The 14,211-nt window shown below is 69.3% G+C and carries 14 protein-coding genes; 9 read left to right on the top strand and 5 right to left on the bottom strand.

Annotated features, from left to right (window positions below):
- The first annotated feature begins 73 nt into the window (after positions 1 to 73).
- Genes FVA74_RS04260 through FVA74_RS04230 form a run of 7 tightly spaced genes read left to right on the top strand, consistent with a single transcriptional unit; the run spans position 74 to position 7,679 of the window.
- A complete protein-coding gene (locus FVA74_RS04260) occupies positions 74 to 1,273 on the top strand; it encodes a hypothetical protein (RefSeq protein ID WP_147720637.1) in 1,200 nt (399 codons plus the stop codon).
- The gene (locus FVA74_RS04255; protein ID WP_147720636.1) at positions 1,237 to 1,920 is read left to right on the top strand and encodes a DUF4129 domain-containing protein; all 684 of its coding nucleotides are present in this window, start codon (positions 1,237 to 1,239) and stop codon (positions 1,918 to 1,920) included. The genes FVA74_RS04260 and FVA74_RS04255 overlap by 37 nt, the downstream gene beginning before the upstream one ends.
- Positions 1,917 to 3,092: a DUF4350 domain-containing protein gene (locus FVA74_RS04250; protein ID WP_147720634.1), complete on the top strand. Its 1,176-nt coding sequence runs from the start codon at positions 1,917 to 1,919 to the stop codon at positions 3,090 to 3,092. The genes FVA74_RS04255 and FVA74_RS04250 overlap by 4 nt, the downstream gene beginning before the upstream one ends.
- 35 nt (positions 3,093 to 3,127) lie before the next feature.
- Complete coding sequence (locus tag FVA74_RS04245) at positions 3,128 to 4,120, top strand: MoxR family ATPase (protein WP_147720631.1); 993 nt, start codon at positions 3,128 to 3,130, stop codon at positions 4,118 to 4,120.
- A gap of 34 nt (positions 4,121 to 4,154) precedes the next feature.
- Entirely contained in the window at positions 4,155 to 5,495 is a 1,341-nt protein-coding gene (locus FVA74_RS04240) for a DUF58 domain-containing protein (protein WP_147720629.1), read from the top strand.
- Between the two features lie 48 nt (positions 5,496 to 5,543).
- Complete coding sequence (locus FVA74_RS04235) at positions 5,544 to 7,001, top strand: cell wall metabolism sensor histidine kinase WalK (protein ID WP_147720627.1); 1,458 nt, start codon at positions 5,544 to 5,546, stop codon at positions 6,999 to 7,001.
- Positions 7,002 to 7,679, top strand: a complete 678-nt coding sequence (locus tag FVA74_RS04230) for a response regulator transcription factor (RefSeq protein ID WP_147720625.1) — start codon at positions 7,002 to 7,004, stop codon at positions 7,677 to 7,679. It abuts the gene before it with no gap.
- A 102-nt stretch (positions 7,680 to 7,781) separates the two neighbouring features.
- Here the strand turns inward: FVA74_RS04230 and FVA74_RS04225 are convergent, their stop codons facing one another.
- Both FVA74_RS04225 and FVA74_RS04220 read right to left on the bottom strand, forming a co-directional pair.
- A complete protein-coding gene (locus tag FVA74_RS04225; protein ID WP_147720623.1) occupies positions 7,782 to 8,534 on the bottom strand; it encodes a hypothetical protein in 753 nt (250 codons plus the stop codon).
- A 118-nt stretch (positions 8,535 to 8,652) separates the two neighbouring features.
- On the bottom strand, positions 8,653 to 9,648 hold the full coding sequence (locus FVA74_RS04220) for a stage II sporulation protein M (protein ID WP_147720621.1): 996 nt from the start codon (positions 9,646 to 9,648) through the stop codon (positions 8,653 to 8,655).
- A gap of 16 nt (positions 9,649 to 9,664) precedes the next feature.
- Between FVA74_RS04220 and FVA74_RS04215 the strand changes: the two genes are divergently transcribed.
- The gene (locus FVA74_RS04215; protein ID WP_147720619.1) at positions 9,665 to 10,528 is read left to right on the top strand and encodes an RDD family protein; all 864 of its coding nucleotides are present in this window, start codon (positions 9,665 to 9,667) and stop codon (positions 10,526 to 10,528) included.
- 11 nt (positions 10,529 to 10,539) lie between these two features.
- Here the strand turns inward: FVA74_RS04215 and ahcY are convergent, their stop codons facing one another.
- From ahcY to FVA74_RS04200, 3 genes are all read right to left on the bottom strand, one after another.
- Positions 10,540 to 12,006, bottom strand: coding sequence for an adenosylhomocysteinase (gene ahcY, locus FVA74_RS04210; RefSeq protein WP_147720617.1), 1,467 nt, complete (start codon positions 12,004 to 12,006; stop codon positions 10,540 to 10,542).
- Between the two features lie 94 nt (positions 12,007 to 12,100).
- Positions 12,101 to 13,528, bottom strand: coding sequence for a phosphomannomutase/phosphoglucomutase (locus FVA74_RS04205; RefSeq protein WP_147720615.1), 1,428 nt, complete (start codon positions 13,526 to 13,528; stop codon positions 12,101 to 12,103).
- A complete protein-coding gene (locus FVA74_RS04200; protein ID WP_147720613.1) occupies positions 13,525 to 13,731 on the bottom strand; it encodes a DUF3499 family protein in 207 nt (68 codons plus the stop codon). The genes FVA74_RS04205 and FVA74_RS04200 overlap by 4 nt, the downstream gene beginning before the upstream one ends.
- A 24-nt stretch (positions 13,732 to 13,755) precedes the next feature.
- On the opposite strand from FVA74_RS04200, the gene FVA74_RS04195 reads away from it, so the two are divergent.
- Positions 13,756 to 14,187, top strand: coding sequence for a metallopeptidase family protein (locus tag FVA74_RS04195; RefSeq protein WP_147720611.1), 432 nt, complete (start codon positions 13,756 to 13,758; stop codon positions 14,185 to 14,187).
- Positions 14,188 to 14,211 lie beyond the last annotated feature (24 nt).

The following is a 14,211-nucleotide window of genomic DNA, read 5'->3' as shown; positions in this document are numbered from 1 at the left end:
GCTTTCGCACAAGAGTAGTCGAGTATGCCAGCATGATTGCCGAAGGCTGCGGCACACATTCGAGGGGGTCATGATGAGCGCAGACAGCGGCGACGCCAGCGGCGACGCGACGACCTCCTGGCAGCCACCCGTCGGGCCGCTTGGCCACGCCGGGCCGCAGTATCGGCAGCCCTCCACGCCAACCGCGTCGAGCACGGCCTGGATGAAGCCCTCCCAGCCGGGTCTCGTGCCCCTCCGACCCATGACCCTGGGCACGCTGCTCAGTGCATCCTTTCGGGCGGTGCGACGCAACCCGCGCCCGCTCCTCGGCCTCGCGCTCAGCACCCAGTTCCTTGTCATGGTGCTCTCCGCCGGCGTGCTGGTCGCATCCCTCTTCCTCTCCGCCATGCGCCTCGAGACGGTCAGCGCCGAGAACGCAGCTGAGGTCTCGGCCGGCAGCGTCCTTGCCCTCGTCCTCTCGACTTTCGTTCCTGGCCTCGTGGGCGTCGCGGTCGTGGCCTTCCTCCAGGGTGTCGTCGTGCTCGACGTGTCGCGGGCGGTACTCGGTGAGAAGCTCACCCTCCGGCAACTCTGGCGGCGCGGTCGCGGGAGGTTCTGGGCACTCATCGGCTGGATGCTGCTGATCTTCGGCGCGGTCGGCGTCGTGCTCGCTGTCATCGCAGCGATCGCCGTGCTCTTCGCCGTCACGATGGGGGCCGTCGGCGTCGCCCTCGCGGTGGCCGTCGCCGTGCTCTGCGGGCTCGGCCTGCTCGTGGTCGCCGTCTGGCTCGGCACCAAACTGTCGCTCGTCCCCAGCGCCCTCATGGTCGAGCGGCTGCGCCTGGGGGCTGCGATCGCCCGCTCCTGGCGGCTCACCGACCGCTACTTCTGGCGCACCTTCGGCGTACAGGCACTCGTCGCCGTCATCCTCAGCGTCGCGATGCAGATCGTCATGACGCCGATCTCCTTCCTGCTGCCGATGCTCATCTTCATCATCGACCCGAATGGCACCAACGACGACCTCGTGTTGAGCGTGTTCCTCGGCAGCTATGTCGTCATCATGGCCATCACGACCGTGCTCACGGCCTTCGCGACGGTCGTGCAGTCGGCGACGAACGGACTCATCTACATTGACCTCCGGATGCGCAAGGAGGGGCTCGAACTCGATCTCTCGCGCTTCGTCGAGGAGCGCGAGGCAGGGGCGGCCAGCCTCGACGACCCATACCTGCCGCAGCGGGTGGCGCCGCAGGGCGCGGCGTGGAGTGCGACACCGACAGGGTCTCCCTGGCAATGATCGTGCCCGTCGACCCGGACGCTCCGGAGGCCAGGGAGTGGGTGATCCGCGAGCTCTCGAAGCGTGAATACGCCGAGGCGCAACCGAATTGGTTCGATCGCCTCGCATCCGCGCTCTGGGAGTGGCTGAGCTCCCTCCGCTTCGAGCCGGGCGCGGGCGGGCAAGGCCTCGGCGTGCTGCTCGTCGTGCTGCTGCTCGTCGCCCTCCTCGTGGCCGCCTTCTTCATCTTCGGGCGGCCCGCGCTCTCGCGGCACAGCAGGGTCACGGGCGAGCTCTTCGGCGACGATGACCAGCGTGACGCGGCCGCGATGCGTCGCGCCGCGGAGCGCAGCGCGAGCGCGGGCTTCTGGAATGACGCGGTGACCGACATGTTCCGCGCGATCGCCCGAGGCCTCGCGGAGCGAACCGTCGTGACGACCCTGCCAGGCACGACCGCGCAGGACTTCGCGGACCGGGCGAGCCGCGTGTTCCCTGAGCACCTCACGGCGCTCACCGCCTCGGCCGACGACTTTGACGCTGTCAGGTACCTGGAGCGGGACGCCACGCGCTCGGAGTACGAGCGCGTCGCAGCCCTGGAATCGTCCCTACGAGCCGCCCGCCCCAGCCTAGATGCGGTCGGGGCGGATGCTGAGGGGCGCCGCTCGTGAGCGCCGCGCCCTCGACGGTTGCCACACAGACAGTGAGGGCGACCGCCCGCCGCTGGGTCTACTGGATCGTCTTCGCTGTGGCCGCGCTCACGCTCGCGATGATCGCGTTCATCGGCGCGGGCGCCGGCCGTCCCCTCGGTGTGCCTCTCGACCCGGAGGGCCCGGGACCAGCCGGGGCGAAGGCCCTCGTCGAGGTACTGCGCGACCGCGGCGTCGCCGTCACCCTGACGGAATCGATGGCCGACACCCGCGAGGCCGTGAAGGCGGATGCCACAACCCTCGTGCTGCACGACCGCTCCGGGATTCTCGCAGCGGATGCCGCGGCATCCGCTGCTCGGATGGCAGAGCACCTCGTTGTCATCGACCCCACCTACGACGTGCTGTCTGCCCTTGCCCCCGAGGTCGCCCACGCGGGCGCCGTGGAGGGCGTGCTCGACGCGGACTGCTCGCTCGCCCCGGTGCAGCGTGCCGAGCGCGTCGTGGGCGACGGACAGGGCTATCGACACATCGGCGACTCCCAGGACGTGACGACGTGCCTCGACAGCGGTGACTCAATCGCATCTCTCATCCAACTGCGGGAGGCCGGGCGCACCGTGAGTGTCGTCGGCACGACGGCGGCCTTTTCGAACGAGCGCATCGCCGAGCACGGGAATGCGGCCCTGGCGCTGGGACTGCTCGGCGAGCATCCGCACCTCGTCTGGTATGTGCCCGGGCTCGGCGACACCTCCGGGGATGCGCCAGACATCGCGGAACTCACGCCGGCGTGGGTCACTCCCGTCACCGTGCTACTGATCCTCGTCGTCGTGGCCGCCGGGGTTGCCCAGGGAAGGCGCCTCGGGCCGCTCGTGGTCGAACGACTCCCCGTCACCGTGCGAGCGACCGAGACGATGGAGGGTCGCGCCCGGCTCTACCAGCGATCATCCGCCCGCCTGCGCGCGCTCGACGCGCTCCGCGTCGGCACGGTGCAGCGACTCGCGGGCATGGTGAAACTGCCCGCCACGGCACCCGTCGAGCAGGTCGCCGACCTCGTTGCGGCGCTCGTGGGGCAGGCTCCCGAGAGAGTGAGAGCGCTGCTCGTTGGCACGATCCCCCACAGCGACAGGGAAATGATCGAACTCTCCGACGGCCTGCTCGAACTCGAGCGCGCCGTGGCGGAGGCCACGAGACCCTGACCCGACCACGACCATCCGAAGAGGAGCATCGCCAGATGATCAACGAGACCAGTGCAGCCCAGGCTGCGCCCGCAGCATCCGCCAGCCCGCGTGATGACTTCGCGCGTGTGCGCGCCGAGGTCGGCAAGGCGGTCGTCGGGCAGGACGGCGCCGTCACGGGACTCATCATCGCACTGCTCGCGGGCGGACACGTGCTGCTTGAGGGCGTGCCGGGCGTTGCCAAGACCCTGCTCGTGCGCACCCTCAGCCGCACCCTCGCGCTCGATACCAAGCGCATCCAGTTCACGCCAGACCTCATGCCGGGCGACGTGACGGGCTCGCTCGTCTACGACGCGAAGTCGGGCGACTTCGACTTCAGGGAGGGGCCCGTCTTCACGAACCTGCTGCTCGCAGACGAGATCAACCGCACACCTCCCAAGACGCAGTCGGCCCTCCTCGAGGCGATGGAGGAACGGCAGGTCAGCGTCGACGGCCGGACGCTCCCCCTCCCCTCGCCCTTCCTCGTCGCCGCGACCATGAACCCCGTCGAGTACGAGGGCACCTACACACTGCCGGAGGCGCAACTCGACCGCTTCCTGCTCAAGCTCGTGCTCGACGTGCCCGAGCGGGGCCATGAGATCGAGGTGCTCACGCGCAGTGCCGCCGGCTTCAGCCCTCGCGACCTCTCGTCCGCGGGTGTCACGGCGGTGCTGACGCCGGAGCGCCTCCTCGCCGCGCAGCGGGAGGTGGCGACCGTCGGCGCCACGAGCGACGTGATCTCCTACGTTGTCGACCTCGCGCGAGGCACGCGCGAGAGCCCCTCAGTCAAGCTCGGCGTGAGCCCGCGAGGCACGACGGCACTCCTCGGAGCCGCGAAGGCGTGGGCCTGGCTGAGCGGTTTCGACGCCATCACGCCTGACCATGTGCAGGCCATGGTGCTTCCCGTCTGGCGGCACCGCCTCCAGCTGCGTCCCGAGGCTGAGCTCGAGGGCGTGACGGCAGACTCGATCCTCCGCGCCGTGCTGCAACAGGTGCGGGTGCCCATCTGATGCGCTCGGCCTCGCAGGCGGAGACGACGGGCTGATGGCGATCTCCTGGCGTCTTGCCGCCCTCCTCGCACTCGGGGTGCTCCCCGTCATCGCGGTGCCGATCGTCACCGGCGGTGCCCTGAGCCCGACGGCGACGATGCTCGCGTGGATCACCCTCGTCCTCGTGCTCGCCGCGCTCGACCTCGCGGTCGCCGGTTCGCCCCGCGCCGTGCGAATCGAACGTGAACTGCCCGAGCGCGTGCGGCTTGGAGAGCCCGCGACCGCGACACTGCTGCTGACGAACCGCGGGAGCCGCAGCATCCGTGCACTCGTGCGTGACGGCTGGGAGCCCTCGGCGGGCGCACAGCCGAGTCGCCACCGACTCGTTGTGCCCGCGGGCGAACGTCGAGCCGTCAGGATGACACTCACACCCTTCAGGCGCGGTGAGCGACGCAGCCACCACGTGACCGTGCGCTCCTTCGGGCCCCTCGGAATCGCCGCACGGCAGGCGACCCTTGCCGAGCCGGCCGCCATTCGCGTGCTGCCGCCATTCGCCTCGCGGCGGCACCTGCCCTCGCGCCTCGCCCGCCTGCGCGAACTGGACGGGCGCACGAGCATCATGATCCGCGGCCAGGGCTCCGAGTTCGACTCGCTGCGCGACTACGTGCGCGGCGACGACGTGCGCTCGATCGACTGGCGTGCCACGGCCCGCAGGCGGGACCCCGCGACCGGCACGGGACAGCGCGTCGTCGTGCGCACGTGGAGACCGGAACGTGACCGTCGCATCGTCATCGTGATCGACAGTGGCCGCACATCCGCCGCCCGCATCGACAACGAACTCCGCATCGACACGGCCTTCGAGTCCTCGCTGCTGCTCGCGGCCCTCGCCTCGCGCGCGGGCGACCGCATCGACACCGTCATCTACGACCGCAGGGTGCGCGCCCGAGTGCAGGGAACGACGGGCAGCGAGCTCCTCGCGCGCATGGTGACCGCGATGGCGCCCGTCGATCCCGAGCTCCTCGAGATGGACTGGACCGCCGTGCCCGCGCTCGTCACCTCTGTGACGAACCGACAGGCGCTCGTCGTGCTCATGACGTCGATCGACTCCCCCGGCAACTCGCGCGCCCTCATCGGCGTGCTCCCCCAGCTCACCCGGCGCCACCGTGTGCTCGTCTGCTCCGTGACCGACCCGACCGTGATGGAGGCCTCACGGGAGCGCAAGGATCGCGATGGCGTCTTCAGGGGGGCCGCCGCGGAACGGGCAATGCTCGACACGGCTCGGGTGTCGGCGGCGATCCGCAGGCTCGGCGGCGATGTCGTCACGGGCACACCGCAGGAACTGCCCCCCGCCGTCGCCGACCGCTATCTCGCGCTTAAGGCGGCTGGCCAGCTGTAACCCGAAGAAGCACTGCAGAACACCGCGCATGCCCCCCATAATGGGCACGTGAGCTTGCATCGGTTCGTCGACGCGCTGCGATCGGTGCGCTCTCGGATCCTGACCTCGATCCTGCTGGTGACGGCCCTCGGCATGACGGTCGCGGGCAGCACCGCCTACCTGCTGCAGCGGGAGCGGGTCGTCTCGAGCATCGATGACCGGCTCACGCAGACGGTCGAGGGGCTCCAGTTCATCGCGGATGGTGGCGAGGCAGGACAAGACAGCCCGACCACCGTGATCGACTTCCTGATGCAGGCCATGCAGCGTGTGCTCCCCGCCCACAACGAGAGCACGGTCGGCATCATCGACGGCAGGGCGGCGCTCGTGCCCTCATCGAACCTGTCGTTCAGGCTCGACAGGGACGAGGCCTTCATCGACCGCGTCGTCGCTGAGTCACACCCCGAGCGCGTCGTGCTCGGGACCGTGCGCTCGGAGTTCGGCACGCTGCGCTACGCGATCATCCCCATTACCATCGAGGGCGACGCGGCCTCTGGGCTCTACGTCAGCGCCTACAACCTCGACGCGGAACTCCTCCCCATCACGCAGGCGTTCCGCACCTACGCGGTCGTCGCGGCGGTCATGCTCCTCCTCGTCGGCCTCGTCGGCTGGGTGGTCGCCGGCCGGCTGCTGCGCCCCATCCGCTCGCTGCGGGAGACCGCCAACAGCATCACCGACACAGACCTCTCACGGCGCATCACGGTGGTCGGCCGCGATGACGTGAGCGACCTCGCCCGCACCGTCAACGGCATGCTGGAGCGGCTCGAGGCCGGCTTCCTCAGCCAGCGCCGTCTGCTCGACGATGTCGGCCACGAGCTGAAGACGCCGCTCACGATCATGCGGGGTCACCTCGAACTGCTCGACCCAGAGCATCCGGAAGACATCGCGGCGACACGGGCGATCGCGATCGACGAACTCGACCGCCTCACGACGCTCGTGGGCGACATCGCGTTGCTCGCGAAGAGCCGCGTGCCAGGCTTCGTCAACGCCGACCAGGTGGCGGTCGCCGACCTGACCTCCACGGTCTTCGCGAAGGCACGGATGCTGTCGGCCGCGCACGAATGGGCCCTCACCGCTCGGGCCGATGCGAGGGCGCAACTCGACAGCCGCCGCGTGACACAGGCGTGGCTACAGCTCGCCGAGAACGCCGCCAAGTACTCACCCGCGGGCACCGCCATCGAGATCGGAAGCGCGACATCCGCCGATGACGAGGGCCGAGCGACCGTCGACCTCTGGGTGCGCGACTACGGCCCCGGAATCGACCCCGAACAGCTCGACCGGGTGTTCGAGCGCTTCACTCGCGCCGACGAGGGGCGCGGTGTCGAAGGGTCGGGACTCGGCCTCTCGATCGTCGCGGCCATCTCCGAGGCCCACGGAGGAACGGCCTTCGCCGTCAGCGGCGGCGTTGGCACCCGCGTCGTCATCCGACTGCCGCGTGACTCGCGGCACCCCAGGGGAAGGAAGAACTGAATGGCACGCATCCTCGTGGCTGAAGATGAGGACCGCATCTCGTCGTTCGTCGAGAAGGGGCTGCGCGCGGCCGGGTTCGGCGTCTCGATCGAACGCGACGGGCCCGGGGCACTCACCGCCGCGCGCACGGGACAGTTCGACCTCATGGTGCTCGACCTCGGCCTGCCCGGCTACGACGGGTTCGACGTGCTGCAGCAGCTCCGCGCCGAGGGCAACGCGATGGCCGTCATCATCCTCACGGCACGGGACTCGGCGCAGGATGCCGTCGCTGGCTTCGAGGGCGGCGCCAACGACTACGTCTCCAAGCCGTTCCGCTTCGACGAGCTGCTCGCTCGCGTGCGCGTGCGGCTGCAGGACACCCAGACGGACACGCCCCGCAACGACAACCTGAGCTTCGTCGACCTCGAGCTCGACCTCAAGACGCGGCGAGTGCGCTCCGGCGGCGTCGAGGTCGACCTGTCTGCCCGGGAGTTCGCGCTGCTCGAGGAGTTCATGCTCCATCCCGAGCAAGTGCTGAGCCGGGAGCAGCTGCTCAGCCGGGTGTGGGGCTTCGACTTCGACCCCGGCTCAAACGTTGTGGATGTCTACGTGCGCTACCTGCGGCAGAAGATCGGTCGCCACCGCCTTGAGACCGTGCGCGGCATGGGCTATCGACTCACGAGCCGCCAAGCCGGATAGGCCGCGCTCGGCCGGGGCGCCCGAGAATCGGAGCCGGTGATCCCGAAACCACCGGCCCCGGACGCAGCAGCCACCCCGTAGGATGCCGCGCCATGGCGGCGGCTACGAGCGGCCTCCGCCACGATCGTGCCCGCCATGCCCGTGCCGGTCTCGACCGTCGTGGCCGTGCGAGCCGCCCCGACGCTCGTCCCCACGGCCCTCGTGACCGCGGCGGTCTCCGTCGGCGTGGCCACCATCGCGACCGCCCCAGGGCGCTTGCCCGTGTTCAGGGTTGCCGCGCGACGCGGGCGGCGCAGCTGGAGGGGGCTCAGGCGCGGGTGCCTGCCGGGCGGCGCCGCGATCTCCCGGCGGCGGAAGGAATTGCTGGGGCGGCTCGAAGCGCACACCCCGGTCCTGCTGCGGCCAAGGGCCATGGTCGCGGGAGACCGGCTGCCGCAAAGCCTCGTCGCGAGGATGGGGCACCTCTTGCTGACGGATCGAACTCGGCCTCTCGCGAGCCGCGCGATCATTCGCCCCAGCGGAGATCCGGGCATCCGTCGGGGTCGGTGCCGCAGGAGGAACCCGCACCGGCCCGTTGTCTGAACCGGGTAGGGCCGGCACAGCGCCGCGCGGCGCCGGGCGCGGCTGCGTCGACGAGCCCTCCTGCTCCTCCGAAGCTGTGGCGGACTGCGGGAAGCGCTTGGTCTTGTCGACGCGAGCGATCTCCTCCGAGGCCCCGCGTACGCCGTCGATCCCCACGACCTCTGCGGGCCTCGTGGGCGTGTTTCCGGAGACCGCTGCGACGCCACCGACGATGAGGCAGGTGCTCAGCATCGCGCCGCCGACGATGGTCAGGGTCTTGTCGTGGGTCTGCACAGGGGTTCCTCTCGCGCCGTTGCGTCGGGTCGGGTGTGCGTGACGTCCAATGCTCGCGGGCGCGAATGAGAAGAAGACCCTCGCCAGATGAGAGGACTCTCATCTTTGGCGGGCCGGCTCAGCCTGAGACGAGTTGGCGCGCTCCCGCCTCGAACTCGTCGAGGTCGCCCGTCTGCCCGGCACGGTGGGCACGCCCGCCCACGATCCACTGGTAGCCGAGCACGACGGCCAGCACGAGTGTGCCGATGCCGATCTTGATGGGCCACGGCCAGTCCAGACGGGTGATGTAGCCCTCGACGATCCCAGAGAGCAGCAGCGCGATGGTGACGCCGACCGCCGCCGTCATGAGAGCTCTCCCCTCCTGCGCGAGGGCCGCCCCGCGCGTGCGGACACCTGGCGCGACCCACGACCAGAAGATCTTCAGTCCCGCGGCCGCCGCAAGGAAGATCGCGTACAACTCGAGCTGCCCGTGCGGTGCGATGTAGAGGAAGAAGGTGTCGAGCTCGCCCTGCTCCGCCATGACGGCCGCCGCAAAGCCGAGGCTCTGCGCATTCGCGATGATGAGGTAGGGCACATAGACGCCGAGGATGCCGAAGGCGATGCACTGCACCGCGATCCACGCGTTGTTGGTCCAGACGAGGCCAGCAAACGACGACGACGCATGCTCGGAGTAGTAGTCGACGAAGTCCTCCTCCGCATACCGCCTGCGGAACTCCTCCGTGCCGAAGGCCGGCAGGACGCCGGGCGTCTCGAGCGCCCACCACGCGAACAGCACGCCAATGAGCACGGTCGCACTCGTCACCGCGAGCGAGAGCCAGCGGATGCGATACAGGGCCGCCGGCAACTGCGCGCCGAAGAAGACGGGCAGCTGGCGGAGCACATTGTTGCTCGCCCCCGTGAAGCGCAGGCGCGCCCGCGACAGCGCCACCGAGAGGCGGTCCGCCTGCACTGACGAGCCCGCGGCAGTGCGCATGGCCGAAAGATGGGTCGCGCCCGACTGGTAGCCCTCGATGAGCGCATCCGCCTCGGGGCCCGAGAATCGACGCTTCGCACCGAGGCGGGTGAGCTCGTCCCACTCGTCGCGGTGCGCTGCGGCATAGGCGTCGATATCCATCTGCTTAGATACTGGCATGTCGAGGGAGCCCGCTGCAGCATCCGCCACCACGGTCGTGGAACCCCACCTCGACGAGGAACTCATCACGGGCGAAGCCGTCGCGCTCGACCTCCGCCCCGCCGACTTCATCCTGCGTGCTGCCGGCGCCATCATCGACTGGATCGCCTACCTCCTCGTCTTCCTCGGCGTCACCCTCGTCGTGTCGATGCCCCTGGTCGGGGCATTCCTCGACGAGGCCACGCGCACCGCGATCTCGATCGTGTTGCTCGTCGTGTGCGTCGTCGGGATCCCGATGACGGTCGAGACACTCACGCAGGGGCGCTCCCTCGGCAAGCTCGCGGTCGGCGCGCGCATCGTGCGCGATGACGGCGGATCGATCGGCTTTCGCCACGCCCTCACTCGCTCGCTTGTCGGCGTCGTGGAACTGTTCCTGACCTTCGGCGGCATCGCCACGATCGTCGCGGTCCTGCACCCGCGTTCCAAGCGGCTCGGCGACCTCCTCGCGGGCACCTACAGCCAACACGAACGCGTGTCGAAGGAGACGCCTCCCGTCTACGGCGTGCCGCTCGAACTCGTCGACTGGGCACGCACGGCAGACGTCGCGCGGATGCCGGGCGGTCTCTCCCGACGCATCGCCCAGTTCCTGCGCCAGGCGGCCGGACACTCCGAGCAGTCGCGCCGACGCATCGCCGCTGACCTCGCGCGCGAGGCGAGCCGCTTCGTCTCACCGCTGCCTGAGTGCGACGCCGAGATCTTCCTCGCGGGGGTCGCGGCCGTGCGTCGCGACCGTGAGTATCGCGCGCTGCAGGCCGAGCGCGAGCGCATGGCCGCGCTCGACCCCGTGCTGAAGGGCCTCCCGCACGGCTTCCCCGAGCGCTGAGACCACGTGACTCAGTAGCGGTAGTGGTCCACCTTGTAGGGGCCGTCGACGCTCACGCCGATGTACGCGGCCTGCTCGGGCGTCAGCGGCGTGAGCTTCACACCAAGCGCGTCGAGGTGCAGCCGCGCGACCTTCTCGTCGAGGTGCTTGGGCAGCACATACACCTGCTTCTCGTAACGCTCCGCGTGCGCGAAGAGTTCGATCTGCGCGAGCACCTGGTTGGTGAAGGAGTTGCTCATGACGAACGACGGGTGGCCGGTGGCATTGCCGAGGTTCATGAGGCGTCCCTCGCTGAGGATCAGGATGCTGCGCCCGCTCGGCATGCGCCACTCGTGCACCTGCGGCTTGATCTCGACGTGTTCGGCACCCGCCAGCCGCTCAAGGCCCGCCATGTCGATCTCGTTGTCGAAGTGGCCGACGTTGGCGACGATCGCGAGGTGCTTGAGACCCTGCAGGTGCTCGACCGTCACGACATCCTTGTTGCCCGTGCCCGTCACGACGATGTCGACCTGGTCGATGACCGAGTCGAGCGTCGTGACCTGGTAGCCGTCCATCGCGGCCTGGAGCGCGCAGATGGGGTCAACCTCGCTCACGATGACGCGGGCGCCCTGGCCGCGAAGCGCCTCAGCGGCACCCTTGCCGACGTCGCCATAGCCGCAGACGAAGGCGACCTTGCCACCGATCAGCACATCCGTCGCCCGGTTGAGGCCGTCGGGCAGCGAGTGGCGGATGCCGTACTTGTTGTCGAACTTGGACTTCGTGACGGAGTCGTTCACGTTGATGGCGGCGAACTGCAGCTCGCCGTCGCGCGCGAGCTCGTAGAGGCGGTGCACGCCCGTCGTCGTCTCCTCTGTCACGCCCTGGATCTCGGCCGCGATGCGAGTCCAACGGTCGCTGCTCGACGTGAGGGAGCGACGCAGCGTGTCGAGGATGACGGTCCATTCGTGAGGGTCGCCCGCCGTGGCATCCGGAACCGCGCCGGCGAGCTCGAACTCGCGGCCCTTGTGCACGAGGAGGGTTGCGTCGCCGCCATCGTCAAGGATCATGTTGGGGCCGATCCAGTCGGCACCCGCGGCGGTTGCCTCCGCCGACCAGTCGAAGATGCGCTCCGTGCAGGCCCAGTATTCCTCGAGCGTCTCGCCCTTCCAAGCGAAGACGGGCACACCGTTCGGTGACTCTGGAGTGCCGTCGCCGACGACAATGGCCGCGGCCGCCTCATCCTGCGTCGAGAAAATGTTGCAGCTCGCCCAGCGCACCTGCGCACCGAGGGCCACGAGCGTCTCGATCAACACCGCGGTCTGCACCGTCATGTGCAGGCTGCCCGCAATGCGCGCGCCCGCGAGCGGCTTGCTCTCACCGAACTCCTCGCGAAGGGCCATGAGCCCGGGCATCTCGTTCTCGGCGAGGCGGAGCTGGTGGCGGCCTGCTTCGGCGAGGCAGAGGTCGGCAACCTTGAAATCAAAGGGGGTGGAGGGCATCCGTCAATTCTCGCAGACAGCACGCCGGCTCGCGCCGAAACCTCGTTCGCAGGCTCACTCGGCGCTGGGGTCGCGCGATTGCTGGCGCAATCGCCTAAAGCTCCGCCGCGCGGATGAGGGCGAGCACCTGGTCGCGGATTCGCTCCATCTCGGGCTCCGTCTCGGCTTCGACGTTGAGACGCAGGAGCGGCTCCGTGTTGGAGGGACGCACGTTGAACCACCAAAAGCCGTCATCGGATGTCCCGCTGACGGTGAGCCCGTCGAGTTCGTCGAACTCGCCCACGTTCGTGAAGGCGTCGACGATACGCGTGTATGCGCCGGGCACGTCGGTGACGGTCGAGTTGATCTCGCCGCTCTGGAAGTAGGGGTTGAAGCGGCGGGCGAACTGCGAGAGTGGGGCATCCTGAGCACCGAACTCCGCGAGGAGGTGCATCGCCGCGAGCATGCCGTTGTCGGCGCCCCAGAAGTCCCTGAAGTAGTAGTGCGCCGAGTGCTCGCCGCCGAAGACCGCGCCAGTTGCCGCCATCTCATCCTTGATGAGCGAGTGCCCGACGCGGGTGCGCACGGCGGTGGCGCCGGCCTCCTCGATCGTCTCCTTCACGAACCGCGACGTGATGAGGTTGTGGATGACTGTGACGTGCTCATCGGGGTTCGCAGCCCGCACACGGTCGATCTCGCGGAGCGCGACGACTGCGGCCACCGCCGAGGGGGTGACGGGCGCGCCCTTCTCGTCGACGACGAAGCAGCGGTCGGCATCGCCATCGAAGGCGAGGCCGAGGTCGGCCTGCTGGGCAACGACGGCCGCCTGGAGGTCAACGAGGTTGGCGGGCTCGAGCGGGTTCGCCTCGTGGTTCGGGAACGTGCCGTCGAGCTCGAAGTAGAGCGGGATGACTTCGATCGGCAGTGCGGGAAGCCCGGCGGCAGTGCCCAGCACGGCCGGGACTGTGAGACCGCCCATGCCGTTCCCGGCGTCGACGACGACACGCAGGGGCCGGGTCGACGAGAGGTCGACGAGCGAACGGAGGTAGGCGGCATAGTCGGCGAGCACATCCTGCTCACGCTGCGATCCTGGCTGCGACACCGGGGTGATGCCTGACTCGAGGTAGGCCGTCGCCCGGTCACGGATGCCGCGCAGGCCGGTGTCGAAGCTGATGCCCTGCGCACCGGCCCGGCTGAACTTGATGCCGTTGTAGGTCGCCGGGTTGTGGCTCGCCGTGAACATCGCGGCGGGCGCATCGAGGGTGCCGGAGGCGAAGTAGGTCTGGTCGGTCGAGCACAGTCCGATCAGCACGACGTTGCCGCCGCGGGCGCGGGCACCCGCCGAGAAGGCTGCCGCGAAGCGGGGTGAGGAGTCGCGCATGTCGTGGCCGACGATGACGTCGCCACCCGCGGCATCCACCTCGTCGACGAATGCGGCGCCAAGCGCCTCGACAACCTCATCCGTCAACTGGCTGCCCACCAGGCCACGAACATCGTAGGCCTTGATGAACGGGGAGAGGTCAACGGGCTGTGCGGCGCTCATGCTCCCAAAGCTACATGACGGATGACCTGCCACCCCTGTGGCGCAGAGAGCCGCTCGGAGTGCTTCTCGCAGAGGTCGTAGGTGTGCGGTTCCGACTTCTGGCTGAGCGGGCCAAGCACCGCCATCGAGTCGCGATAGTCGTAGGTGAGCGTCGAGATCGCCGCGCTCGTGCACGCGACCTTGCTGCAGGGCCGTCCATTCATTTGGCACCAGCCTAGACTGGCGTCATGGCCAGGACCCGCAGCACACGCGCATCGAAGCGCGGAGGGTGGCGCGATCGCCACGGCCGCGGCATGCGGTCATCCGTTGCTGGCCCATACCTGCCGCCGCTGCACACGCGCATCGATGTCTTCGACATGACCGTGGCATCTGCGGCCGGCTACCTTCGTGAGCTCTGGCCCGAGGAGCTCGCGCACACGCGCTTCGAGGTGGCCTCCGTGCCGGGCGAGGCGAGCGACGCGGTGGCCCGGTGGTCGGTCTTCCCCTCGCAGCAGCGCATCGTGCTCTACCGGCTTCCGATCGAGCGGATGGCGCGGCTGCACCGCGACGACGAAGCCCACCGCCGCATGGCGATCGAGAGCTGCGTGTTCCGTGCCGTCGCGGAGCTGCTGGGCAAGGATCCGTGGGACCTCGCCCCCGACCGCTTCCGTCACTTCTGAAGTCCGAAGGCGGGCGGATGCCTC

This window comes from Salinibacterium sp. dk2585 (assembly GCF_008001035.1).
Classification (GTDB): Bacteria; Actinomycetota; Actinomycetes; order Actinomycetales; family Microbacteriaceae; genus Homoserinimonas.
The sequence above is the reverse complement of the archived record's forward strand: the minus strand, read 5'-3'. Positions and strand labels throughout refer to the sequence as shown.

Excerpts from the sequence above, each read along its gene's own strand:
- FVA74_RS04205 (WP_147720615.1), bottom strand. The coding sequence starts at position 13,528 with ATGAGCGCCGCACAGCCCGTTGACCTCTCCCCGTTCATCAAGGCCTAC.
- FVA74_RS04245 (WP_147720631.1), top strand. The coding sequence starts at position 3,128 with ATGATCAACGAGACCAGTGCAGCCCAGGCTGCGCCCGCAGCATCCGCC.
- FVA74_RS04195 (WP_147720611.1), top strand. The coding sequence starts at position 13,756 with ATGGCCAGGACCCGCAGCACACGCGCATCGAAGCGCGGAGGGTGGCGC.
- FVA74_RS04220 (WP_147720621.1), bottom strand. The coding sequence starts at position 9,648 with ATGGATATCGACGCCTATGCCGCAGCGCACCGCGACGAGTGGGACGAG.
- ahcY (WP_147720617.1), bottom strand. The coding sequence starts at position 12,006 with ATGCCCTCCACCCCCTTTGATTTCAAGGTTGCCGACCTCTGCCTCGCC.
- FVA74_RS04260 (WP_147720637.1), top strand. The coding sequence starts at position 74 with ATGAGCGCAGACAGCGGCGACGCCAGCGGCGACGCGACGACCTCCTGG.
- FVA74_RS04240 (WP_147720629.1), top strand. The coding sequence starts at position 4,155 with ATGGCGATCTCCTGGCGTCTTGCCGCCCTCCTCGCACTCGGGGTGCTC.
- FVA74_RS04215 (WP_147720619.1), top strand. The coding sequence starts at position 9,665 with ATGTCGAGGGAGCCCGCTGCAGCATCCGCCACCACGGTCGTGGAACCC.
- FVA74_RS04200 (WP_147720613.1), bottom strand. The coding sequence starts at position 13,731 with ATGAATGGACGGCCCTGCAGCAAGGTCGCGTGCACGAGCGCGGCGATC.
- FVA74_RS04230 (WP_147720625.1), top strand. The coding sequence starts at position 7,002 with ATGGCACGCATCCTCGTGGCTGAAGATGAGGACCGCATCTCGTCGTTC.